Origin of the sequence: Solihabitans fulvus, assembly GCF_008386585.1 — a bacterium.
In the GTDB taxonomy this organism is placed as follows: domain Bacteria; phylum Actinomycetota; class Actinomycetes; order Mycobacteriales; family Pseudonocardiaceae; genus Solihabitans; species Solihabitans fulvus.
The window spans coordinates 63,718-87,561 of record NZ_VUOB01000027.1 but is presented as its reverse complement, the minus strand read 5'-3'; the positions used below and the strand labels follow the sequence as shown (position 1 = coordinate 87,561).

General features: G+C 70.7%; 20 protein-coding genes. 9 read left to right on the top strand and 11 right to left on the bottom strand.

Annotation, left to right across the window (positions count from 1 at the left end; all coding sequences use genetic code 11):
* The first annotated feature begins 95 nt into the window (after positions 1-95).
* Genes F0L68_RS16220 through F0L68_RS16210 form a run of 3 tightly spaced genes read left to right on the top strand, consistent with a single transcriptional unit; the run spans position 96 to position 3,429 of the window.
* Positions 96-764: an ATP-binding cassette domain-containing protein gene (locus F0L68_RS16220; protein WP_149850416.1), complete on the top strand. Its 669-nt coding sequence runs from the start codon at positions 96-98 to the stop codon at positions 762-764.
* Positions 761-2,824 (top strand): YhgE/Pip domain-containing protein, encoded by a 2,064-nt coding sequence (locus tag F0L68_RS16215; protein WP_149850415.1) that lies wholly within the window; start codon positions 761-763, stop codon positions 2,822-2,824. Before F0L68_RS16220 ends, F0L68_RS16215 begins: the two co-directional genes overlap by 4 nt.
* Positions 2,821-3,429, top strand: coding sequence for a TetR/AcrR family transcriptional regulator (locus F0L68_RS16210; protein ID WP_223198833.1), 609 nt, complete (start codon positions 2,821-2,823; stop codon positions 3,427-3,429). The genes F0L68_RS16215 and F0L68_RS16210 overlap by 4 nt, the downstream gene beginning before the upstream one ends.
* A gap of 3 nt (positions 3,430-3,432) precedes the next feature.
* On the opposite strand, the gene F0L68_RS16205 is transcribed toward F0L68_RS16210, so the two are convergent.
* Positions 3,433-4,167 (bottom strand): alpha/beta fold hydrolase, encoded by a 735-nt coding sequence (locus F0L68_RS16205; RefSeq protein ID WP_149850413.1) that lies wholly within the window; start codon positions 4,165-4,167, stop codon positions 3,433-3,435.
* A gap of 82 nt (positions 4,168-4,249) precedes the next feature.
* Between F0L68_RS16205 and F0L68_RS16200 the strand changes: the two genes are divergently transcribed.
* Positions 4,250-5,206, top strand: a complete 957-nt coding sequence (locus tag F0L68_RS16200; RefSeq protein ID WP_149850412.1) for a helix-turn-helix transcriptional regulator — start codon at positions 4,250-4,252, stop codon at positions 5,204-5,206.
* Between the two features lie 49 nt (positions 5,207-5,255).
* Here F0L68_RS16200 and F0L68_RS16195 read toward each other — a convergent pair whose 3' ends face one another.
* Together F0L68_RS16195 and F0L68_RS16190 are read right to left on the bottom strand one after the other, a co-directional pair.
* Complete coding sequence (locus F0L68_RS16195) at positions 5,256-5,870, bottom strand: Rossmann-fold NAD(P)-binding domain-containing protein (protein ID WP_223198832.1); 615 nt, start codon at positions 5,868-5,870, stop codon at positions 5,256-5,258.
* Complete coding sequence (locus F0L68_RS16190; protein WP_149850411.1) at positions 5,867-6,463, bottom strand: P-loop NTPase family protein; 597 nt, start codon at positions 6,461-6,463, stop codon at positions 5,867-5,869. The genes F0L68_RS16195 and F0L68_RS16190 overlap by 4 nt, the downstream gene beginning before the upstream one ends.
* 208 nt (positions 6,464-6,671) lie before the next feature.
* Between F0L68_RS16190 and F0L68_RS16185 the strand changes: the two genes are divergently transcribed.
* On the top strand, positions 6,672-7,487 hold the full coding sequence (locus F0L68_RS16185) for an alpha/beta fold hydrolase (protein WP_149850410.1): 816 nt from the start codon (positions 6,672-6,674) through the stop codon (positions 7,485-7,487).
* 53 nt (positions 7,488-7,540) lie between these two features.
* On the opposite strand, the gene polA is transcribed toward F0L68_RS16185, so the two are convergent.
* Positions 7,541-10,255, bottom strand: coding sequence for a DNA polymerase I (gene polA / locus F0L68_RS16180; RefSeq protein WP_223198831.1), 2,715 nt, complete (start codon positions 10,253-10,255; stop codon positions 7,541-7,543).
* Between the two features lie 93 nt (positions 10,256-10,348).
* Between polA and F0L68_RS16175 the strand changes: the two genes are divergently transcribed.
* Positions 10,349-10,798 carry a hotdog fold thioesterase gene (locus tag F0L68_RS16175; RefSeq protein WP_149850409.1) on the top strand — a complete coding sequence of 150 codons (450 nt, stop codon included), beginning with the start codon at positions 10,349-10,351 and terminating at the stop codon, positions 10,796-10,798.
* 192 nt (positions 10,799-10,990) lie between these two features.
* Here F0L68_RS16175 and F0L68_RS16170 read toward each other — a convergent pair whose 3' ends face one another.
* The 7 genes from F0L68_RS16170 to F0L68_RS16140 form a co-directional block, all read right to left on the bottom strand.
* A complete protein-coding gene (locus tag F0L68_RS16170; RefSeq protein WP_149850408.1) occupies positions 10,991-11,704 on the bottom strand; it encodes an ABC transporter ATP-binding protein in 714 nt (237 codons plus the stop codon).
* A complete protein-coding gene (locus F0L68_RS16165; protein WP_149850407.1) occupies positions 11,691-12,623 on the bottom strand; it encodes an ABC transporter ATP-binding protein in 933 nt (310 codons plus the stop codon). The genes F0L68_RS16170 and F0L68_RS16165 overlap by 14 nt, the downstream gene beginning before the upstream one ends.
* Positions 12,620-13,723, bottom strand: coding sequence for a branched-chain amino acid ABC transporter permease (locus tag F0L68_RS16160; protein WP_438672288.1), 1,104 nt, complete (start codon positions 13,721-13,723; stop codon positions 12,620-12,622). The genes F0L68_RS16165 and F0L68_RS16160 overlap by 4 nt, the downstream gene beginning before the upstream one ends.
* Positions 13,724-13,764: 41 nt before the next feature.
* On the bottom strand, positions 13,765-14,769 hold the full coding sequence (locus F0L68_RS16155) for a branched-chain amino acid ABC transporter permease (RefSeq protein ID WP_149850405.1): 1,005 nt from the start codon (positions 14,767-14,769) through the stop codon (positions 13,765-13,767).
* 90 nt (positions 14,770-14,859) lie between these two features.
* Positions 14,860-16,032: a branched-chain amino acid ABC transporter substrate-binding protein gene (locus F0L68_RS16150; protein ID WP_149850404.1), complete on the bottom strand. Its 1,173-nt coding sequence runs from the start codon at positions 16,030-16,032 to the stop codon at positions 14,860-14,862.
* A gap of 306 nt (positions 16,033-16,338) precedes the next feature.
* Entirely contained in the window at positions 16,339-16,950 is a 612-nt protein-coding gene (locus F0L68_RS16145; protein WP_149850403.1) for an ANTAR domain-containing response regulator, read from the bottom strand.
* Between the two features lie 539 nt (positions 16,951-17,489).
* Positions 17,490-18,698 (bottom strand): Gfo/Idh/MocA family protein, encoded by a 1,209-nt coding sequence (locus F0L68_RS16140; RefSeq protein ID WP_149850402.1) that lies wholly within the window; start codon positions 18,696-18,698, stop codon positions 17,490-17,492.
* 186 nt (positions 18,699-18,884) lie between these two features.
* Here F0L68_RS16140 and F0L68_RS16135 point away from each other — a divergent pair, with 186 nt between their 5' ends.
* From F0L68_RS16135 to F0L68_RS16125, 3 genes are all read left to right on the top strand, one after another.
* Positions 18,885-19,625 carry an ESX secretion-associated protein EspG gene (locus tag F0L68_RS16135; protein WP_149850401.1) on the top strand — a complete coding sequence of 247 codons (741 nt, stop codon included), beginning with the start codon at positions 18,885-18,887 and terminating at the stop codon, positions 19,623-19,625.
* 72 nt (positions 19,626-19,697) lie between these two features.
* On the top strand, positions 19,698-20,204 hold the full coding sequence (locus F0L68_RS16130) for a DUF3558 family protein (protein ID WP_149850400.1): 507 nt from the start codon (positions 19,698-19,700) through the stop codon (positions 20,202-20,204).
* 192 nt (positions 20,205-20,396) lie between these two features.
* Positions 20,397-23,639, top strand: a complete 3,243-nt coding sequence (locus F0L68_RS16125; RefSeq protein WP_149850399.1) for an AfsR/SARP family transcriptional regulator — start codon at positions 20,397-20,399, stop codon at positions 23,637-23,639.
* Positions 23,640-23,844 lie beyond the last annotated feature (205 nt).

Genomic DNA, 23,844 nt, shown 5'->3' with positions numbered 1-23,844 from the left:
GCGACGGTGGGCGGGAGGTCACACCCTTCTCAGGTTGCGTCGCGTGCCTGCGCGCACCATTATTTGAACTGACTGGTCAGTTCAAAGGAGGCAGGGTGGAGATCCACGCCCAGCGCGTCGGCGTCGCGGGACCGCACGGTCCGTTGCTGCGGCCGACCTCGCTGCGGGTCAGGCAGGGCGAGCTGGCCCTGGTCGCCGGGGAGCCCGGCACCGGCCACACCACGCTCGCACTGGTGCTCTCCGGCCGCATGCGGCCGAGCACCGGCATGGTTCTGCTGGACGGCCGCACGGCCGAGGCGGAGCTGCGCAGGCAGACCGTGGTGGTGGACGCGCCCGAGGTCACCGAGCCGGAGGAAGCGCTCAAGCTGGCCGACGTCGTCGGCGAGGAGCTGGCCATGGCCGGCCGGCCCGCCGGCCGCAAGGCCGTCGCCGACTGGCTCACCGAGCAGGGCGCCGACCAGCTCGCGTCCGCCAGGTTCGAGAACGTGCCGCCCCAGGTCCGCACCGAGGTGCAGCTCGCGCTCGCCGCGCTCCGGACCGACGCGCGCGCCCTGCTGCTGGTGCTGCCCGACCGGCACCACGAGGACCCGCACCCCTGGTGGGAGGCCGCGCGCCGGCACGTCACCCCGGACCGCGCCGTCGTCGTGCTGTGCTCCACCAGCTCCGCGCGCCTGCTCGGCGTGCCGGCCGCCCGGCTCGGCCAGGACGAGCAGCCCACCCCGATCGGCATCGCCGCAACCCAAGAATTTCAGGAGACTCCGTGACCTCCGTCCGGATGGCCGTCAACGAGCTGCGCCGGGTCAGTGCGGGCAAGCTGCCCAAGCTCGCCGTGTTCGCGCTCATTCTCGTGCCGCTGCTGTACGGCTCGCTGTACCTGTACGCGAACTGGGATCCCTACGGCAACCTCAAGAACGTGCCGGCCGCGCTGGTCGTGCAGGACACCGGCGCGACCTCCTCGGACGGCAAGCACCTCGAGGCCGGCAAGGAGGTCGCGACCGAGCTGTTGTCCGGCAAGAAGTTCGACTGGCGACAGGTCAGCGCCAGCGAGGCCGAGGCCGGGGTGGCCAACGACAAGTACACGTTCGCGCTGACCCTGCCGGCCGACTTCTCCCAGGCGTTGCTGTCGCCGAGCGAGTTCAAGCCCCGGCAGGGCATCATCACGCTGACCACCAACGACGCCAACAACTACCTCGGCAGCACCATCGCGAACACGGTGGTCAGCGAGGTGCGTCGGTCGGTGTCCGCGAAGATCGGCACCGAGGCGGCGGACAAGCTGCTGCTTGGCTTCTCCACCATCCGGGGCAAGACGGCGGAGGCCGCCGACGGCGCGACGAAGCTGGCCGACGGCCAGGCGAAGCTGCTGGACGGCTCGCAGAAGCTGGTCGACGGTCTGAACACCGCGTACGACAAGACCGGCACGGCCGTCGACGGAGCCAACAGGCTCCGGGATGGCTCAGCGGAGGTGTCGAGCGGCCTCGGCACGCTGCGCGACCAGACCAAGGACCTGCCCAGCCAGTCGCAACAGCTCAACGACGGAGCCACGAAGCTCGCGAACGGCAGTCAGCAACTGGCGGACAACCTGCCCAAGATCGCCGACGGCAACGCCCAGTTCGCCCAGAAGGGCAACGAGATCGCGAGCATCGGCCAGCAGTTCGTCGGCGGGCTCGACCAGCTCAACGGCACCGTCGCCCAGGACCTGAAGAACGCCGGCTTCACCGACGACCAGGTCAAGCAGGTGATGGATGCCCTCGGCAAGGCACGCAAGCCGATCGACGACGTCAACGGCAAGATCCAGACGGCCGCCGGCCAGCTGAACGCGCTCGCCGACGGGTCGAAGCAGGCGGCAGCCGGCGCGAAGGACCTCGCCGCCGGCGCCCAGCAGCTGTCCGCCGGCACCAGCAAGTTGGCGGCCGCCACGCCGGCAATGGTCAGCGGGATCAACCGGCTCAACGACGGAGCCAAGCAGGTCGCCGACGGCAACGCGCAGATGGCCGACCAGCTCCCCCAGCTCCGCGACGGGCTCGGCCAGCTCCGCGACGGCGCGACGCAGCTCCGCGACGGCGAGAAGACCGCCGTGGACGGCAGTGCCAAGCTCCGCGACGGGCTCAACGACGGCGTGAACCAGATCCCCAACCCCGACGACCCGACCCGCCAGGCCACCGCGAAGACCATCGGCGACCCGGTCGCGGTCAAGAGCGCCCACCAGTCCGAGGCTGGCACCTACGGCGCGGGCCTCGCCCCGTTCTTCCTCGGCCTGGCCACCTGGATCGGCGGCTTCGTACTGTTCCTGCTGCTGCGCCCGCTGTCCCGGCGCGCGCTGGCCGCCGGGCAGTCCTCGCTGCGGATCGCCGTCGGCGGCTGGCTGCCGGCCGCGGCGCTCGGCGTGGCCCAGGTCGTGGTCATGTACGCGATGGTGACCCTCGCCGTCGGCATCCACCCGGCGAGGCCGTTCGCGACCTTCGGCTTCCTTCTGCTCACCTCGATGACGTTCATCGCGATCATTCACGCGCTCAACGCGCTGCTCGGCGCGGTGGGCAAGTTCCTCGGCCTGGTGCTGCTGATCCTCCAGCTGGTCAGCGCGGGCGGCACCTTCCCGTGGCAGACCATCCCTGGGCCGCTGCACCCGCTACACGTCGGCCTGCCGATGGGCTACGTGGTGGACGGCCTGCGGCACCTGATCTACGGCGGCGACCTGAGCAGCATCGGCAAGGACGTCGGGGTGCTCGTGGGCTATCTGGTGCTGGGGCTTGCCCTGTCCACCTACGCCGCGTACAAGCAGCGGGTGTGGACGCCATCCCGACTCAAGCCGGAGCTCGTGCTGTGACCTCGACCAGGCCCGGCCGCACCGCCGTCACCAAGCAGAAGCTGTTCGACGCCGCGCTCAGGCTGGTCGGCGAGCGCGGCGCGGCGAGCGTGACGGTGGACGAGATAGCGGCCGAGGCCGGGGTCGCCAAGGGCACCGTCTACTACAACTTCGCCAGCAAGGACGCGCTGGTGGACGCCCTGCTGCGGCACGGGGTCGAGCTGCTGGCCGGTCGGCTGCGCGCGGCCGAGCAGGAGGACGACAACCAGCGCGCGGTGGAGGCGCTGGTCGACGGGATGCTCGGCTTCTTCGCCGAGTACCCCGCCTTCGGCCAGCTGCTGGTCAGCGAGCTGTGGCGGACACCAGGCCAGTGGCACGGCACGCTGAGCCTGCTGCGCGACGACATCGTGTCGATCCTGCGCGCCCAGATGCAGCGGCTGGCCGACGCCGGCCGGCTGCCCGAGGGCGTGCAGGTGCCGACGGCGTCCGCCGCGCTGTTCGGCACGCTGCTGGTGGTCGCGCTGGACTGGCAGGTGTTCCAGCCGGAGCGCACGCAGGACGAGGTGCGGGAGTCCGTCCTGTTATTGGTCAGGGGACTCAGCCGCAACCCCGCCCCGCAGCCGTAGCGCTCAGGCGGCCTTGATCAGGACCTCCGCCGTGTCGGCCGGGCGGGAGAACATCGGCCAGTGGCCCGTCGGCAGCTCGTGGAAGTCCCACTCCGGGCCGGCCAGCGCCGCGAAGTACGGGTGCCGCGCCTCGATCATCGCGCGCACCTGCTCGAGCGGGAACGAGCAGGTCACCAGCGTCTTCGGCAGCGCGGCGCCCGCCCCGGTCAGCGTCAGCGGCTGGGTGATCGCGCCTGCGGGGTGGTCCGTGACGCGGGCGGTCATCGCGGCCCGCTCTACCTCGCCGAGCCCGGCGAGCGAGGCGCCGTTCGCCTCGTGCCGCGCCCAGCTCGGGAACGGGTGCCGCCAGCCGTCCACCAGCCCAGCCTTGGTCTCCTCCTGGACGTGCGGCGGGAACAGGTCGAACTGCGACAGCCCGTCCGCGACCGGCCCGCTGTCCACGTAGACCACGCGCGCGATCCGCTCGGGGATCCGGTCGGCCGCCCCGGTGACGACGATCCCGCTGCCGCTGTGCCCGACCAGGACGACGTCGTGCAGGTCCTCGTGGGTGATCAGGTTGACCACGTCGGCGATGTGCGTGTCCAGGTCGACCGAGGGGCCGGCCAGGTGCGCGCGGTCGGCCAGCCCGGTGAGCGTCACCGGGTACGCGGTGTGGCCCGCGGCGCGCAGCGGCTCGACGACCCCGCGCCACGCCCACGCGCCGAGCCAGAAGCCGGGGACCAGGACGAACGTGCTCATTGCTGTCTCCTTCATCGGTTGTCTGGTCCCAGCCTAGAATCGCATCCGGACAGGATCCGCCCGGATTTCGATCGGAGTTCTGGTGACCCATCCCGTGACCCGCGTGCTCGCGCTGCTCGAGCTGTTGCAGGCGCGGCCCGGCCTGACCGGTGTCGAGCTGGCCACCAGGCTGGAGGTGGACGAGCGCACGGTCCGCCGATACGTGGCCAGGCTCGCCGACCTCGGCGTGCCGGTGGAGGCCGGGCGCGGCCGGCACGGCGGCTACCGGCTGCTGGCCGGGTACCGGCTCCCGCCGCTGATGCTCACCGACGACGAGGCGACCGCCGTCGTGCTCGGCCTGCTCGCCGGGCGGCGGACCGGCCTGGCGGTCGGCGAGACCGCGACCGAGAGCGCGCTGGCCAAGATCCAGCGGGTGCTGCCGGCCGCGCTGCGCGAGCGCGTCGGCGCGGTCGAGCACACCCTCGACCTGACCTCGGGCACCGGGGCGCAGGCGCGACCGGCCGCCGAGACACTGCTGACCCTCGCCGACGCCGCCCGCAGGCGGCTGCGCACCCGCCTGCGCTACCGGTCCTGGAGCGGCGGCGAGACCGATCGCGAGCTGGACCCGTACGGGCTGGTCTTCCACGCCGGCCGCTGGTATGTCACCGGCCACGACCACCTGCGCGGCGAGGTCCGCACGTTCCGGCTGGACCGGATCGCGCTCGCCACGCTCGGCACGGAGACCTTCACCGAGCCGACGGGCTTCGACCCGGTCGCGCACGTGGTCGCCGGCCTGTCCTCGGTGCCGTACGCGCACGAGGTCGAGGTCGTGCTTGACACGACGCTCGCGGCCGCCCGACGGAAGATCCCGCGTTCGGTGGCGACGCTGTCCGCCGAGGCTGACGGGGTGCTCATGCGGACCAGGGCCGAGCACCTAGACGGCATGGCCGCGATGCTGGCCGGCCTCGGCTGGCCGTTCACCATCCGCCGCCCCGCAGAGCTGCGCGACGAGGTGCGCGCCCTGGCCGACCGTCTGACGCACCAGGCCGACCGCAGGTGAACCGCGCGCCGGTGAACCGCGCGCCGGTGAACCGCGCGCCGCCGTCCGGTCAGGCCGGCTCACCAACGACATGCGCAGAGGGCGCGCGGCCGTCGAGAGCCCGATGCACGGCCTCCCGGACGGCGGTGGAGATCTCGGCATGGCTGAGCCACCTGGTGGTGCCGGAGTGCCGGACGCAGCCCAGCACGACCAGCTGCGTCGGGTGCGTGGACAGCACCGGGTCGGGGAGGCCGCGGACGGGATCGGCCGACTCGCTGCCGTGCACCTCGACCACTGGGGCGTGCGGGGCGAGCAGCGGCGCGACGGCCCGCAGCACGGCGGCCCGGTACGTCGGGTGCACCCAGGCCACCAGCAGGTCGGCGGGCCCGTCCAGCGCGTCCTCGGTCGCCGAGGCCAGCAGCTCGGGCTCGGACCAGTCGGCGGAGACCCAGCGGACCTGCGGCGTTCGCGGCCCGTCCTCGACGGCGGTCGGCAGGTGCCCCGGCGGCCGCATCGACTGACGGGCGGCGATGCCGAGCCCGGCGGGCTGCGCGGTCACCTCGGCCGACAGGACCGCCTGGCGACGACTGGGCAGCACCACCCGCCAGCCCTCGGCGACGAGCGCCTCTGCGCAGCCGACGAGCATTCCGGTGCCACCGAGGACGAGTGCGGTCCGTGCGCTCATGTGCAGTGCTCCTTTCGAACGCCGTCGGCGAGCCGGAGCGGACCGGCGAGCCAGGCCTCCACCTGTCGTTGTCCGCGCAGCCGGACGACCGTCAACCTGGCCCCGTGCGGTCCGGCGAGCACCGCGCGGATCCGGTCGGGCATGCCGCCGTGCGAGCGCCACGCCCACCGCAGCAGGTGCTCGGAGTCGGTGAACACGGTCCGCAGCGGCGGCTCGGTGTTGCCGTTCCACAGCTCCACCCGGCGCAGCCGCCTGCTGACCGTGCGGAAGGTCAACCGGCGCATCACCGTGCCGCGCGAGTGGTCCAGCCAGACCAGCAGGTCGGCGCGCTCCAGCAGCAACGGCCGCACCGCGTGGTACTGCCACTCCGTGACCCACTGCGGCAGGGCGGTGAACTTCTCGACGTCCGAGGCGAACTCCGGTCGTGGCGTCCACTGTGGACCGTGGTGCAACGCGTCAAGCTCCACATAGGACAGACGGCGTTCGGCCGCGACGCGCCTGGCCAGCGTCGACTTGCCGGCCCCCGAGGTACCGGCGACGAGCACGCGGCGCGGCGACAACGGCAGCGGGTCGGCTGGTCCGAGGAGCGGCATCGCCCAAGGCTACCGCCGGGTGCCGACAGACACAGCGCACCAAGCCCCGGCATCCCCACGTCGATCGGAATTACGCCCGATCGGCCGCGTTGCGGGAGGAGCCGGGCAGCCGGTCGCCCACCCGGCTCCTCGCCGCGCTGCGACCAGGTGGGGCGCCGTGTCAGGGTGACGTCAGGGCGGTGTCCGGCCGGACACCGACAGTGACCACATGACGAAGAACAGCACGTCCTCGACCAAAGCGATATGGACAGGCATGGTGCCGGTCGATGACACGGCCCTGGCCGTCACCGACACCGGCGGCCCCGGTGTCCCCGTGGTCTACCTCAACGGCCACACCGCCACCCAGGGGTACTGGCGGCGGGTCATCGCCGAACTGAGGCCGGGGTGGCGGCACGTCACCTACGACATGCGGGCCCGCGGCAAGTCGAGGCGGTCGGCGGACTACTCGTTCGAGACGAACGTCCGGGACGTCGACGCCGTGCTCGCGGCCAGGGGCGTGGAGCGCGCGCTGGTGGTGGGCTGGTCCTACGGGGCGTCCGTCGCGGCGCACTGGGCCAGCCGCAATCCCGAACGCACCGTCGGCACGGTCCTCGTCGAGGGCGCGCAGCCCTACGACTGGCTGGACGACGCCATCGAGCAGCGGATCCGCGCGCTGTTTCGGCGGATGAGCTGGCTGCTGCCGCTGCTGCGCCCGACGGGCCTCACCCCGAGGATGAGTGCCGACCAGATCGCGACCAGCAACATCGAGATCGGCAGGATCGCCCGCGTACGCGAACTGGGCCCCATCATGGACAACATCACCGTCCCGACCCGGTACGTGGTGGCGTCGGGGACGTCCTTCGGGAGCAAGGGCGACGAGCAGGAGCGGATCCGCGCCAGCCTCTCCACGGTGACCGCCCGCAACCCGAACATCCGGATCAGCGCGAAGGTCGCCAGCAACCACGGTTCGATCCTGCGCAAGGACTTCCGCGCCGTCGCCGAGGCCGTGCGCGAGGTCGCCGCCCTCGATCGCGCGGGTCGCTGAGGGCGTGACCAGCAGGTTTCCCGGGCCGGTCGGCACGACCGGCCCGGCGACTGTCAATGCGCGGCCGCGTCCCAGGAGCGGCCGACGCCGACCGACACCTCCATCGGCACGTCCAGCTGGTAGGCGCCACCCATCTGCGCGCGCACCAAGGCCTCGACCGCCTCGCGCTCGCCTTCGGCGATCTCCAGCACGAGTTCGTCGTGCACCTGGAGCAGCATCCTGGTGCGCAGGCCGGACTCCGTCAGCGCCCGCCGAACACCGAGCATGGCCACCTTGATGATGTCGGCCGCGCTGCCCTGGATCGGGGCGTTCAGCGCCATCCGCTCGGCCATCTCGCGGCGCTGCCGGTTGTCGCTGTTCAGGTCGGGAAGGTAGCGCCGGCGGCCCAGGATGGTCTCCGTGTAGCCGTCCTTGCGCGCCCGGTCCACCACGGCCAGCAGGTAGTCGCGCACCCCGCCGAACCGGGAGAAGTAGGCGTCCATCTGCGCGCGGGCCTCCTCGGCGGAGATCCGCAGCTGCTGCGCCAGCCCGTACACCGACAGTCCGTACGCGAGGCCGTAGGACATCGCCTTGACCCTGCGGCGCAGCTCGCTCGTGACCTCGTCACCTGGCACGCCGAACGCCTTGGACGCGACGAAGGTGTGCAGGTCCTCGCCGCTGTTGAACGCCTCGATCAGGCCCTCGTCCTTGGACAGGTGCGCCATGATCCGCATCTCGATCTGGCTGTAGTCCGCGGTCATCAGCTCGACGTACTCGCCGCCGACCACGAACGCGTCGCGGATGCGCCTGCCCTCGTCGGTGCGCACCGGGATGTTCTGGAGGTTCGGGTCGGTCGAGGACAGCCGTCCGGTCGCGGCGACGGTCTGCTGGAAGCTCGTGTGGATGCGGCCGTCGTCGGCGACCGACTTGAGCAGGCCGTCCACGGTGCTCTTGAGCCTGGTGACGTCCCGGTGCGCCAGCAGGTACTGGAGGAACGGGTGCTCGGTCTTGTCGAAGAGGTCCTGCAACGCCTCGGCGTCGGTGGTGTAGCCCGTCTTGGTGCGCTTGGTCTTCGGCATGTTCAGCTCGTCGAACAGCACCACCTGGAGCTGCTTGGGCGAGCCGAGGTTGATCTCCTTGCCGATCACCGCGTACGCGTCCTGCGCGGCCTGCTTCACTCCGGCGGCGAAGTGCGCCTCGAGGGCGGCGAGCTGCTCGGCGTCGACGGCGATGCCGACGGCCTCCAGCTCGGCGAGCACCTTGAGCAGCGGCAGCTCGAGGTCGGTGAGCAGCCCGGTGCTGCCGATGCCCTCCAGCGCGGTGTCCAGCGCGTCGGCCAGCTCGGCGATCGCCCGTGCCCGCAGGATGTCCGCGCCGGCGGCCTGCTTCTTGTCCTCGTCCTCGCCGTCGAGCAGCGACAGCTGGCCGTCGGCCGGGCCGTCCTCGGCGCGCAGCTCCCGCTGGAGGTAGCGCAGCACCAGGTCGTCCAGCGGGAAGGACCGCTGGCCGGGCCGGACCAGGTACGCGGCGAGCGCGGTGTCCGTGGACAGCCCGCCGAGCGTCCAGCCGCGCGCCCACAGCCCCTGCAACGGCTCCTTGACGTCGTGCGCGGCCTTGGCGACCGACTCGTCGGCCAGCCAGGCCGCGAGCGCCTGCTCGTCGGACTCGGTGAGCGCGGTGACGTCGACGTAACCGCCGTCGCCGGTCGCCGTGGCCAGGGCGAGGCCGGTGAGGTCGGTGCCGCTGCCGCGGAAGGCCATGCCGACCCTGCCGCCGCCGGTGACGTGCTCGGCCAGCCACGCGGCCAGCTCGTCGCTCGGCACCTCGCCGCCGCTGACCTCGAAGCCCTCCTCGGCCTCCGGCTCGGCGGTGGACAGCGTGGCGAACAGCCGGTCGCGCAGGACCCGGAACTCCAGCTCGTCGAACAGCCGGTGCACCGCGTCGCGGTCCCAGGGCTGCGCGGCCAGGTCGGGCACGGTGACGCCAAGCTCGACGTCGTGGATGAGCTGGGTGAGCTGCCGGTTGAGCAGCACGTTGGACAGGTTCGCGCGCAGCGCCTCGCCCGCCTTGCCCTTGACCTCGTCGGCGCGGTCGACCAAGGCGGCCAGCGAGCCGAACTCCTGGATCCACTTGGTGATGGTCTTCTCGCCGACACCGGGGATCTTGGGCAGGTTGTCCGACGGGTCGCCGCGCAGCGCGGCGAAGTCCGGGTACTGGGTCGGCGTCACGCCGTACTTCTCCAGCACCAGCTCGGGGGTGTACCTGGCCATCTCGGAGACGCCCTTGACCGGGTACAGCACCGTGACGTGCTCGTTGACCAGCTGCAACGCGTCCCGGTCCCCGGTGGAGATGGCCACGTCGAAGCCCTCGGCGACGGCCATCGTGGAGAGCGTGGCGATCAGGTCGTCCGCCTCGAAGTTCTCCTTCTGGAGCGCCGGGATGCGCAGCGTGGCCAGCACCTCCTGGATGAGGCTGACCTGGCCCTTGAACTCGTCCGGAGTGGCGCTGCGGGTGGCCTTGTACTCGGCGTAGGCCTCGGTGCGGAAGGTCTTGCGGGACACGTCGAAGGCCACCGCGACGTGCGTGGGCTGCTCGTCGCGCAGCAGGTTGATCAGCATCGAGGTGAAGCCGTAGACCGCGTTGGTGACCTGCCCCGTGCCGGTCTGGAAGTTGTCCTTGGGCAGGGCGTAGAAGGCTCGGTAGGCCATCGAGTGGCCGTCGATGAGCAGCAGGCGGCCGGGTCCGGCGCTGTCGGCTTGGTCACTACGGGCTTCAGGCGAGGCAGGCACGAGGCGAGTCTAGGGTGGAGCCCTGACAGCGTCGCAGGGCGCTGACCAGTACAGCCGTACTAGCGCAGTGCTACCGAGAGACCGGAGGTGCCCATGGTGGCTCCCGACCCGACCGAAGCCCCTGGCGCCCCGGACGTCACCGGCGGTCCCGACCTGGCCGACGAGCAGCTGATGTCCAGGATGGGCATCGAGATCACCGAGTGGAACCGCGACCGGCTGGTCGGCACCATGCCGGTGGCCGGCAACCGGCAGCCGTACGGGCTGCTGCACGGCGGCGCGAACGCGGTGCTTGCGGAGTCGCTCGGCTCGATCGCCTCGGCGATGCACGCGGCGCCGGACCGGGTGGCGCTCGGCCTCGAACTGTCCTGCACGCACCACCGGGCGGCCCGCGACGGCCTGGTCACCGGAGTGTGCACGCCGCTGCACACCGGCCGCAGCACGGCGACGTTCGAGATCGTCATCACCGACGAGGACGGCAGGCGCACCTGCACGGCCCGGCTGACCTGCGTGCTGCGCGAGCGGCCGCCCGGCGAGACCGCCTAGCCTGCCGGATCCACTGTCCGGGCATGGGCGTCCGGGCATGGGCCTTGCTCAGGTGTTACGAGCCGCAGGCCGTCACCCCTCGAACCTTTTCCCCAAAGTTCACAGGTCGACGATCAGGCGCTGAGAACGAAACGGGGCACCCGGCTGCTGCCGGGTGCCCCGATCGTCGTTCGTCGTCCGCCTGCTCAAAGATCAGGCCACGCCGAGGTACGCCTCCTTGACGGACGGGTCCGCCAGCAACTCCGGGCCGGTGCCGGTCTTGCTGATGCTGCCCGTCTCCAGCACGTACGCCCGGTGCGCCCGGCTCAGCGCCTGCTGCGCGTTCTGCTCCACCAGCAGCACCGTCGTGCCCTGCTGGTTGATCTCCGTGATGATCCGGAAGATCTGCTGGATGAACTGCGGCGCCAGGCCCATCGACGGCTCGTCGAGCAACAGCAGCCTCGGTCGCGCCATCAGCGCGCGGCCGATCGCCACCATCTGCTGCTCACCGCCGGACATGGTGCCGCCGACCTGGGACTTGCGCTCCCCCAACCTGGGGAACAGCGTGAAGACCCGCTCGAAGTCCTCGGCGAGGTTCTTGCGGTCCTTGCGCGCGTACGCGCCCATGTCGAGGTTCTCCAGCACGGTCATGCCGGGGAACACGCCGCGACCCTCTGGGGCCTGGGAGATCCCGCGCACCACGCGAAGATCGGCGCGCAGCTTGGTGATGTCCTCGCCGTCGAAGGTGATCTTCCCGCCGGACAGCGGCCGGATCCCGGAGATCGCCCGCATGGTGGTGGTCTTGCCGGCGCCGTTCGCGCCGATCAGCGTGACGATCTCGCCTTCCTCGACGGTGAGCGAGATCCCGGACAACGCACCGATCCGTCCATAGTGGACGGACACGTCACTCAGCTCAAGCAGCGCCATCGTCGGGCACCCCCAGGTAGGCAGCGATCACGGCCGGGTTGTCCCTGATCTCGGCGGGCACGCCCTCCGCGATCTTCTTGCCGAACTCCAGCACCACGATGCGGTCGGTCACGCCCATCACCAGGCGCATGTCGTGCTCGATGAGCAGCACGGTGTACCCGTCCCCGCGGATCTTGCGGATGAGCCCCATCAGCTCTTCCTTCTCCGCGGGGTTGAAGCCGGCAGCGGGCTCGTCCAGGCACAGCAGCTTCGGCTCGGTGGCCAGCGCCCTGGCGATCTCCAACCGCCGCTGGTAGCCGTAGGGCAGGTTCTTCGCCTTGTCCGCGGCGCGGTCGGCGATGCCGACGAACTCCAGCAGAGCCATGCCGCGCTCGACGGCCTCCCGCTCCTCGCGGTGGTGCCTCGGCACCCGCGCGAGCGCGCCGAGCACGCTGGTCTTGTGCCTGGCGTCCGCGCCGACGACCACGTTCTCCAGCGTGGTCATCTCGCCGAACAGCCTGATGTTCTGGAAGGTGCGGGCGATGCCGAGCTGGGTGATCTCGTGCCGCTTGCGCTTGCCGAGCGGACGGTCCTCCAGCACGACCTGCCCCGACGTCGGCCGGTAGACCCCGGTCATCACGTTGAAGCACGTCGTCTTACCGGCGCCGTTCGGCCCGATCAGGCCGAGGATCTCGCCGCGCCGGATCTCGAAGTTCACCGAGTCGAGCGCGACAAGGCCGCCGAACTGGAGCGTGACGTCCTGCATCGCCAACAGGGTGTCGCCGACCGCGACCTCGATCTCGCGGTCCGGGGCCACCGCCTCGGCGACCTCGGCCTCGTGCGCGGCCAGCTCCGCCGGCGACATCCGCGCCACCTCGGCGACGATGCCACCCTCGGCGGGAACCTCGGGCTGATCGGCAGCCGTCACGTCCTCGCTCATGCCCCCGCCTCCTTCCCCGGTTCAGCGACGAGCGAGCTGTCGCTGCTGATCTGTTCCGGCCTGCCGAGCAGGCGTTGGTAGGCCTCTCTGCCCTTGGCCAGCAGGCGTTGCCGCGCGCCGAGCAGGCCCTGCGGCCGGAACAGCATCAGCACGATCAGCGCCAGGCCGAAGATCAGGTACTTGTACTCCGCGATGCCCGAGAACCGCAGCGGCAGGTAGGCGATGACGAACGCGCCGAGCATCACGCCGACCTTGTTGCCGGAACCGCCGAGCACCACGGCGGCCAGGAACAGCACTGAGGTCGTGACGTCGAACTTCTGGTTGTTCACGAAGCCGATCTGCCCCGCGTACAGCGCGCCGGACAGGCCGCCGATCGCGGCGCCGATCACGAACGCCCAGATCTTGTACTTGAAGGTGGGCACGCCCATGATCTCGGCGACGGCCTCGTCCTCGCGGATGGCGACCCAGGCGCGGCCGACCCGGCTGCGTTCCAGGTTGCCGACCAACAGCAGCACGCCGATCACGAGCGTGACCGCGAGCCAGTACCACGGCTTCCCGTCGGTCTGGTTGAACAGCGCGGTGCCGTCGGCGCGGGTGCCCGGCGGGTGGCCGACCGTCTGGAAGCCGGAGTTGCCGCGCAGCGCGGGCACCTGGTCGGCGAGCAGGCGGACCATCTCGCCGAAGCCGAGCGTCACGATCGCGAGGTAGTCCCCGCGCAGTCGCAGCGTCGGCGCGCCGAGGATGACGCCGAAGAACATCGTCACCACGACGGCCAGCGGGAGCACCGCGAGGTAGGGCAGCTTGTGCAGCATGGAGTCCGGGCTGGTGAACAGCGCCGCGACGTACGCGCCGACCGCGAAGAAGCCGACGTAGCCGAGGTCGAGCAGCCCGGCCTGACCGACCACCACGTTGAGCCCGATGGCGATCAGCGCGTAGCGCGCCACGTCGAACATCGCGATCGGGAAGTTGTAGTTCGGTTCCGTGGTGAGCAGCGGCGGGTTGAGCACCGGCAGCAGGTAGATCAGCACGACGAGCGGGATCAGCACGGCCCACTGCTGGACCCGGCTCAGGCTGTTCCACTTGTCGCGCATGGTCTGCATGCCGGACACCTTGGCCGGTGGGGAGGCGGTGTGGTGTGCGTTCATACCCGTGCCTTCCCTAGGGACTCGCCCAGAATGCCCGTCGGACGGAACATCAGCACGACGACCAGCAGCACGAACGCGACGATGTCGCGCCAGCCGCCGCCGAACACGGACTGACCGTAGTTCTCCACGATGCCGAGGATGAGACCACCGAGCAGGGCGCCGCGCAGGTTGCCGATGCCGCCGAGCACCGCGGCGGTGAACGCCTTGATACCCAACAGGAAGCCGCCCTGGTAGGACGCGCCGGTCGGCGCCTTCATCAGGTAGAACAACGCGGCCGCACCAGCGAGCAGGCCGCCGATGAGGAACGTCAGCATGATGACGCGTTCCTTGTTGACACCCATCAGCGTCGCGGTGTCGGGATCCTGGGCCACCGCGCGCACACCCCGGCCGAGCCTGGTGCGGTTGATGAACGTGTTCGCGATCAGCATCAGCACGATGGACGCGAGCACGATGATGATCTGGAGATTGGTGACCGACGCGCCGAAGATCGTGAAGACCTCCTGCGGGCGCATCAGCCGGATCGCGCGCTCCTGGTTGCCACCGCGCCAGATGAACAGGATCTGCTGGAGCACGAAGGACGCGCCGATCGCGGTGATCAGGAAGACCAGTGGTGGCGCGCCTCTTCGACGCAGCGGCCGATAGGCGACGCGTTCGACGACGACCGCTGTCGCGCCGGACACCAACATCGCGACTATCAGCGCCAGCGCCAGATACAGGATCAGCTCGCCTGCCCCGAGCTCCGGGGTCGGGCCGGGACGGAAACCGAGGCCGAAGAAGGTGAAGTACGCGCCGAACACGCCGAAGATGAAGACCTCGGAGTGGGCGAAGTTGATCAGGCGCAGCACGCCGTAGACGAGGGTGTAGCCCAGCGCCACGAGCGCGTAGATGCTGCCTTGGGAGAGCCCCTCGATGGTGTCGTTCCAGAACTGGTCCCGCAGTGCGCCAACGTCGAAGTTAATCCAGTCGGAGCCATCCGCGAGGAACGTGACTACGTGGTTCACGGTTCTACTCGTTCCTGACGATGAGCTGGGGCATGTGCGCGGCACGCAGCCGCCGCACACATGCCCCAGTTACCTCTGGCGGGTGGGGTTTTACTTGATCTCGACGTTCTTGACGATCTTGCCGTTGTCCACCTTGTAGGTCCACACGGTCGTCTTGGCGAGCTCGCCCTTGTCGTCCCACTTGAAGTGCTTGGTGAGACCCTGGCCGTCGTAGTTCTTCACGAAGTCCAGCAGCCCTGCGCGGTCCTTGATGCCCTTGTCGATGCCCTTGAGCAGGATCGTGGTGGCGTCGTAGCCCTCGGGGGAGTACGTACCGGGCTCCTGGCCAGCGAGCTTCTTGTAGGAGTTGAAGAAGTCGGTGAACGCGTCGGCCGGCACACACGGGCAGGTGAAGTACGCGGCGGCCGAGGCGTCGCCAGCACCCTTCACGAACTCGTCGTCCTTGACACCGTCCGGACCGACGAACTTGGCCTTCACGCCGGCGTCGTTGAGCTGCGTCGCGAACGGCGCGGCTTCCTGGTAGTAGCCGGAGTAGAAGATCGCGTCAGGGTTGGCGGACTTGACCTTGCCGACCACGGCGGCGAAGTCGGTCTGCTTGGTCTTGACGTCGTCCGAGCAGGTGAGCTTGCTGCCAAGCGCGTCGCTGACGGCCTTGGCGAGACCCTTGCCGTACTCGGAGTCGTCCTTGATCACGCAGACCTTGGCGGCCTTGAGGTTCTCGGTGATGAACTTGGCCGCGGCCGGGCCCTGCACCGCGTCGTTACCCAGGGCGCGGAAGAAGGTCTTCCAGCCGTGCGTCGCGAGGTCGGGGTTCGTGGCGGACGGCGTGACGTGCACCAGGCCGGCCTGCTCGAAGATCGGACCGGCAGCCTTGGACTCACCGGAGAACGGCAGGCCGACGGCGCCGATGATCTTCGGGTCGGAGATCACCTGGGTGACGATGCCGGGTGCCTTGTCCGGGCTGCCCTCGGTGTCGAACTGCTTCAGGTCGACCTGGCAGCCCTTGTTGGCCTCGTTGTGCTGCTGCACGGCGAGCTTGACGCCCCAGAGGATGTTCTGGCCGAGCGCGGCGTTGCCACCGTTGATGGTGCCGGCGTAGGCGAGCGAAACGCCACTACAGGTGGCCTTGCCGTCGCCCTTCGGATCGGCGGCGTCCGCAGGCTTGGACGGCGCGGCGGCGCCAGAGCCGGAATCGCCGCCGGAGTTCGTGTCCGTCCTCGCCGAACACGCCCCCAGGACAAGCGACGCAGTGGCCGCCAGCATGAGAACTCGTGCGAGTCGTGCTCTTGACACCGGGTACCTCCCACATGACCAACCGGCCGCCCTAGGGCGGAGCCCCACGCGGGGCTGGGTTAGGGGAGGAAGGTAGCCATCAAAAGCTGAGTTGGATAGGTGGACACTCAGCTCTGTGTCCACATCGTGACGGTCGTCACCTGAAAAATACAGTCCGTTAATCGGACACGGTAACGGGATTATCGCCAAATGTCACGAGAACAATACTGGCAGTAACCGCGTGCGGGCGCGGCGAAGTGTTAAGTGAACCTTAAGTCGAGAGGGCGCGGGATATACTCAGCCGAAGTTTTCGATAACCGCTTCGGCGACGGCCTTCATAGTGCTCCTGCGGTCCATCGCGGTGCGCTGAACCCAGCGGAAGGCCTCAGGCTCGGTGAGCCCCTGCTTCGCCATCAGCAGACCCTTGGCGCGCTCGACGACCTTGCGGGTCTCCAGCCGCTCGGTGAGCCCGACGACCTCGTTCTCCAACGCCTTCAGCTCGGCGAAGCGGCTCATCGCCAGCTCGATCGCCGGCACCAGGTCGCGCTTGGCGAACGGCTTGACCAGGTAGGCCATCGCACCGGCGTCGCGGGCCCGCTCGACGAGGTCGCGCTGGCTGAACGCGGTCAGCATGACCACCGGGGCGATGCGACCGCCCGCGATCACCGACGCGGCCTCGATGCCGTCGACTCCTGGCATCTTGATATCGAGAATGACCAGGTCAGGACGCAGTTCCGTGGCGAGCCGCACGGCCTCCTCGCCGTCGGCGGCCTCGCCGGCCACCTCGTAACCCTCCTCGCGCAGCATCTCGACGAGGTCCAGGCGGATGAGCGCCTCGTCCTCGGCGACGAGCACGCGGCGCTGCACGATCTGAGCCTCTTGCTGGGCCTCGGCAGCGGTGTGGGTCACCGGGGTCCTCCTGATGATCATGCGTCGCCGAGGCGGGCGCACCGACGGAATGCGCAGTTTACCTGCGTGGCCCGGATCGGCGATGGCGCTGCGCCGTGACGGCCGCGACACTGGGCAGGGCAATCCGGCCCGCCGACTCCGGGATTGCCTCCGGCATCGACGGCGGACCGGTTCCCCGGCATCCGCCGCCGCATCCCGCGCGCATCCGGTCGCCGCCCGACGATGGCACGGACTTGATGACGCGTTGGATCACGTTTACTCGCGCAGGATGCCAGTCTGTTGCGCCAGTCTGTTGCGACAGCCGAGGAATATCCGCGAACTCCGGCGCGCGGCGCGCCGGCGGCCCGGGAACGGTGTGCGGCGGTTTCCCCGCTCCCGCATGCCGAACCGCGATCTCGCGGTTTCACGACTCTCCTACGATGTCCCGGAGAATTCCCGTTGTGCTTGCTGTGCGGTTCCTGCGTGGTTCCACGCTTGGGCTCCCGCCCGGCTCCCAGCCTGGTTCCCCGCCTGGTTCCGTCGGCCGCGCCGACGAAGGATCAACTGCGGCGTGCGCCAGATGTGACCTGTCCCCCGGCGAAGTACTCGACCAGGTCGGCGTCCGGCGCGGCGATGTCGACCGGCCGGCCGCCGTCGCGCAGCGAGGCGGTGGCCGCGCAGCCCGCGGCCACGGCCTCGCGCGCCGCGACCGGCGAGGTCAACGTCCGGCCGCCGTCCCTGGCGAACCGCAGGAACTCGTCGACAAGGCGAGGATCGGCGCCGTCGTGCCAGCCGTCCGACTCGGGCAGCGGCACGGTCAGGTCGCCGTCCGGGTTGTAGCCGCTGCGGCGGTTCCACACCTTCACGTGCCCGCCCGCGGAGTCGCCGAAGTTCTCCAGCCTGCCCTCGGTGCCGATGACGGTGTAGTTGCGCCAGTAGTCCGGGGTGAAGTGGCACTGCTGGTAACTGGCCAGCACTCCGTTGTCGAGCTGGAGGTTCACCATGCTGATGTCCTCGACGTCGACGACCGGGTTGAGCCCGGTCAGCGCGGTCGGCGGCCAGTTCCGCTCCGGCTTCCACCAGTCGCGCATGAGCTGGTCGCTCCGGTCGGCGCGGTCGGTGATCCCGCCGTACACCACCAGCCCGCCGAGCGCGTTGACCCTGCGGGTGGTGCCGCCGGCCAGCCAGTGGATGACGTCGAGGTCGTGCGCGCCCTTCTGGAGCAGAAGGCTCGTGGTGTTGCGGCGGTCGGCGTGCCAGTCCTTGAAGTAGAAGTCGCCGCCGTGGCCGACGAAGTGCCGGCACCACACGGCCTTGACCTCGCCGATGGCACCGTTCTCGATCAACTCGCGCATCGCGAGGACCACCGGCATGTGGCGCATGTTGTGCCCGACGTAGAGCCGCGTGCCGTGCTCGCGCGCCGCCTCGAGCACCCGGTCGCAGCCCTCGATGGTGATCGCCAGCGGCTTGTCCACGAACGTCGCCACACCCGCCGCGAGGAACGCGATCGTGATCTCCTCGTGGGTGTGGTCCGGCGTCAACACGAAGACGCCGTCGAGGTCCGCGTCGAGCAGCGTCCGGTGGTCGTCCGTGGTGACCAGGTCGGTGCCGTACCGCGCGCGGGCGGCCTCGAGGGCGGCCTGCCTGGTGTCGCAGACGGCCACCACGCGCGCGCCCTCGCCAGGGCGGTGTGCGTACTCGGCGAGCTGGCTGCGCATGCCCAGCCCGACGACGCCGATGCGGAGGTCCTGCCCGGTGGAGTGAGTCATCAGGTTCCTTTCGTGGATACCCCAGGATTCAGGCCCGAGATGGGACATTCGAGGGACGCCATTCGGTAACTCTCCGCCGATCACTACTCGACTGGCAGTATTCGACCTCGGTCACGCACCGTGGGGAGGGCGTGCGGAGAGGAGCGGTCAGCGGTGGGTCGGGGGTTCGAGTGTTCGTTCGCGGCCATGGACGTGCTAGGGGACGCGCTGCGACTGGACGTGCGGCGGTTCCCGTTCACCATCCCGCACCACGGCGAGACGACCGAGGAACGCGTCGCGCTGGTCGGGGCTGTGCACCGGGATCTGACGGCACGCGGACTGGTGTGGGGCGGCGAGTTCGCGCCGGAGCTGACGGAGGCGCTGACGCTGTTCGCCGGGGGTCGCGTGACGGTTGCGATGGTCGGCAGCGCTGGCAGGACTCAACGGCACGCCCTGGCCGCAGCCGACGACCGGGTCGGCGTGCTCGCGGTACAGCAGGGCGAGACGGTCCGCTTCGAGTTGGTGGAGCCCGACGCGCTGGTGCCCGGGCTGCTTGGCCTGTTGCCCCCGCTGCATCCGGGCCCCGGCGCGTCGGTCACGGTCGCCGACGACACCGCGGTCTCCCGTCGGCGTGCCAAGGACTTCGAGGAAGCCACGTTCACGTCGTCCGTCAACGCGCCCCGAGGAGCGCCGGACGGCCAACGGCACGCGGCGGAGGACATCCTGCGGCGCCCCAGGCTCGGCGGTGGCTACTTCACGGTCGCGGCGCGGGGTCGCCACGGGCGGGAGTCCGAGCCGGCCACGATGAACTGGGTGGACACGGATGTCGGCCGCTACGCCGCGATGCCCGACATCGGCCGCGACGGTCGAATGCGGGTCACCTACAGCCCCGCCGACTCCGGCCGGCTCGGCCGGTACCTGACGGCGCTGCTGGTCCAGGTCCGCTGAGGGAACTGATCATGGTGACGTCGCGTCAAAGCTCGAACACTAAGAGTGCATAGACCACACCGGGGAATCCCCATGAAACGACTCGTCGTCCTGGCCGGTCTACTCGGAGCCACTCTGCTTGCTGCCGCCGGGTGCGGTGAATCAGTCGCGCCGAGCGCGTCGCCGAGCAGCAGCGCGCCCAGCTCCGCCGGCAAGGACACCCCGCTGGACAGCAGGGACCCCTGCTCCTTGCTGTCCCAAAGCGAGGCTGCCAGCGCGGGCGCTACCAGCCAGCCGCAGCGAAAGAAGGTTGGCACGGCAGACAGCTGCCTGTTCAGTGCCAAGGACCTCAGCATGATCGTCGGTATCCAGGCGAATGTCGGCCTTGCCGGTCTTCAGCCGAATGGCAGGCGGATCACCGACACGAAAGTCGGTGGCCATGAGGCCAAGCTTGCTGCCGATGGGCTCGGCAACTGCCTCATCGCCATCGGAGTCAGCGGATCGTCGCGCGTCGACGTCGCGGTGACGGGCGGCGGCAAGGTGGATCCGTGTCCGGTTGCCGTGCAGGTTGCGCAGTTGGTCGAACCGAAGTTGCGGTAGCACCCGAAGCGCGCTGCACTCGACGCCTGTACCCGACGCCGCCCCGAAACGGCCTGGACTGTGTCCCTGCCGCGAGCGAGGATGCTGTCCTCGCCACGAGCATGATCAGCTTGTGTCCTGGCAGGGCGGCAGCCGCCCATCGGCTGTGCACACTGGGGGCACGATCGCTTCGGCGGTCGGGAAGGTGGGCAGGTGTACTACGCGATCCTGGGCCCGGTCGAGGCGATCGCCGACGGCGCGGTGGTACGGATCGATCGCCCGCAACGCCGGGCCGTGCTCGCGTACCTGCTGCTCAACGCGAATCGGCCGGTGCCGGCGGATCGGCTCGCTGACGCGTTGTGGGGGCCGGCGACCCCGGCGAGCGCACGCGCCCAGGTGCACCAGGCGGTCTCCGAGATTCGCCGCAGGTTACGGGTTGTCGGGGCGGAACACCGCCTGGCGACGCAGTCGGCCGGGTACTGCCTCGCCGTGGACGGCACCGAGCTGGACGTCTCGGTGTTCGGCGAGCGGGTGGCCCGCGCCAGGGCGGCGTTCGGCGCTGGCGATCCGGACAGCGCGCACGGGTTGGTGCGCGAGGCGTTGGACCTGTGGCGCGGCCAGCCGCTCGCCGACGTCCGGGCCGCCTACGTCGACGCGGCGCGGATCCGCTTGGAGGAGCAGCGGCTTGGCGCGTTCGAGCAGCTCGGCGACGCCGGTCTCGCGCTGGGGCTGCACGACGAGCTCGTCGACGAGCTGGCCCCGCTCGTGGCGGCCAATCCGCTGCGCGAGCGACTGGTCGGCCATCTCGTGCTCGCCCTGCACCGGGCCGGTCGCCAGGCCGAGGCGCTGATCGTGGCGCGCGACTTCCGCGCGCGGCTGGCCGACGAGCAGGGGCTCGACCCGAGCCGGGTGTTCACCGAGCTGGAACGGGCCGTGCTGCGCGCCGATCCGGTCCTCGACGTCGCCTCGACCATCTCCGCCCGGCTGCCGACGCCGGCCCAGCTGCCCAGGTCGGCGGCCACCTTCGTCGGCAGGGACGCGCAGCTGGCCGAACTGGACGCGCTGCTGGCCGAGCCGGGGCCGGTCGGCGGCAGCGACACCCAGGTCGGCGTGATCGTCGGAAACGCGGGCGCCGGCAAGACAACCCTCGCGGTCCGCTGGGCGCACCGGGTCAGCGAGCGGTTCCCCGACGGCCAGTTGCACGTCGACCTCCAGGGCTACTCGGCCACGGCGCCGCTGCGGCCGGTGGACGCGCTCGCGCAGTGCCTGCGGGCGTTGGGGGTGCCGCCGCGACAGCTGCCAGTCGACGAGTCGGAGGCCGCCGGGCTGTACCGCTCGCTGCTGGCCAACCGCCGCATGCTCGTCCTGCTCGACAACGCGCGCGAGCCCGGCCAGGTCCGGCCGCTGTTGCCCGGCTCGGGACGGTCCCTGGTGTTGGTGACGAGCCGGGACCAGTTCGACGGTTTGGTCGCGCGGGACGGCGCGAGCCGGATTCGGCTCGGTGTGCTGCCGGAGGACGACGCGGTCGCGTTGCTGGACGGGTGCGTCGGCGGCGGCCGGGTCGCGCGGGAGCGCGCCGCCTCGGTCGAGTTGGCGCGGCTCTGCTCGGGCCTGCCGCTCGCGCTGCGCGTCGCGGCGGCCAGGCTGGAGACCCATCCGCACCGGACGATCTCCAGTTATGTCGAGGAGTTGCGCGCCGGCGACCGGATGGCCGCGCTGTCGCTGGCCGGTGACCGCACCGCGACGGTGCCGGCGGCGTTCGACCTGTCCTACGCGGCGCTGCGGCCCGACGCGGCGCGGGTGTTCCGGCTGCTCGGTCTCGTGCCGGGACCGGACGTGACGGTCGCGGCCGTCGCCGCGCTCGCTGGGATCGACGCGGCGGCGGCCGGTCAGCTGCTGGCCGACCTGACGCGGATCCATCTCGTGGAGGAACGCGACGACGGCCGGTTCGTGCTGCACGACCTGTTGCGCGACTACGCGGTCCGGCTCGCCGCGCGGCACGAGCGGGAGTCGGCCGAGGCGTTGGCCAGGCTGTTCGAGTTCTACCTCGCCAGCAGCGACGCCGCGGCGAGAATGCTGTACCCGCACCGACTTCGGCTGCCGACGGCCTCGCTTCCTCGGCCCGCCCCGCCGGGATTCGCCGACCAGTCGGCGGCGCTGGCCTGGCTGGACGCCGAGCGGCGGAACCTGATCGCGATCGCCGGACACGCGTCGCGGCACGGTCCCGGGCGGATCACCTGGGAGCTGTGCGACGTCCTGCGCGGCTATTTCTGGCTGCGCAACAACAGTCTCGACCTGCTCGCGGTCTCCGAGGGTGCGCTGGCCGCCGGCGCGGCCGCCGAACAGCTGCACGCGCAGGCGATCGCCCAGTCCGGGTTCGGCGAGGCGTACTTCATGCTCAACGACCGGACGAACTCGCTCGCGCGGCTGCGCGCCGCCCTCGACCTGACCAGGGCGGCCGGGTGGCGGGCCGGCGAGGCGACCGCGTTGTCGAACCTCGGCGGGGTCTGCGGGGTGTACGGGCGGCCGAGGGAGGCCGCCGCGTTCCTGTCCGACGCGGTCGACCTCGACCGCGAGCTGGGGCTGACGCGGATGCTCGGGCAGCCGACGTTCAACCTGGCGTCCGTCTGCCGCGACCTTGGCAGGCTGACCGGCGCGGCCGAACACCTGGCGCAGGCGGGCGACATCGCGCGCGACGGCGGTTCGGTCGGCAGCGTCGCCAGGGTGCTCAACCTGTCGGCCCTGGTCGAGCACGACCTCGGCCGGTCGGCGGCCGCGCTGCGCCGCGGAGTCGAGGCGTTGCGCCTGTACCGGGAACTCGGCGACCGCAGGGGCGAGACGTCCGCGCTGTGCGCGCTCGCGGTGGTGTGCCGGGACTTCGGCCGGGACGCGATGGCGCTGCGGCTGGCCGAGGTGGCGTGTGCGCGGGGCGGCGACTTTCATCCCGAGCAGATCGAGGCGCTGCGGCTGCTCGGCGGGCTGCATCTCCGCCTCGGCCGCGCCGAGGAGGCGCTGGCGATCCTGCGCCGGGCGTTGCTGCTCGCCACGGACACGGGCAGCGAGGTCGGCGCGGTCGCCGTGCGGATCGGGCTCGCGGCGGTGCTGAGCGGCGTTGGCGACCAGGACACGGCGCTGCGGTGTGCGCGGCGCATGCTGCGGTTCTGCCGCCGGCACGGCTTCGGGCTGCTGGCGGCGGAGGCGTTGCTGACGCTGGCGGACATCTGCCTTGCCAGGGCGGAGTTCCCTGCGGCGCGGGGCTTCGCCGAGGAGGCCGCGGACCGCTACGCGGCGATGGCGCACCCGCGCGGCCAGGCGCTCGCGGCGACGCTGGCGAGCAGGATCTCGGCCGCCGAGGGAGCGCCGGACGCGGCCGGACACGCGGCCGACGCCGAACGTCATCGAGCGGCGGTGATCGCGCCCGACCGCGCGGACTGGGCCGCCCTGCCGATCGGCTGACCCCAAGAGCTCCTAACACGATGGCGNNTCGCAAGGCGGAGGAGCCCCTCATGGCGGAGCCATGTGGGGCGACGACAACGCGGCGAGGCGCCGCCTGGGCGTCACTCCGTCGGACAGTCATCGTGTTAGGAGCTCTAGGACCGGCATTGCGGCTACTCCGCGTGGCCGACAACTACTGACTATCACCCGAATAGCCCGTGTATAG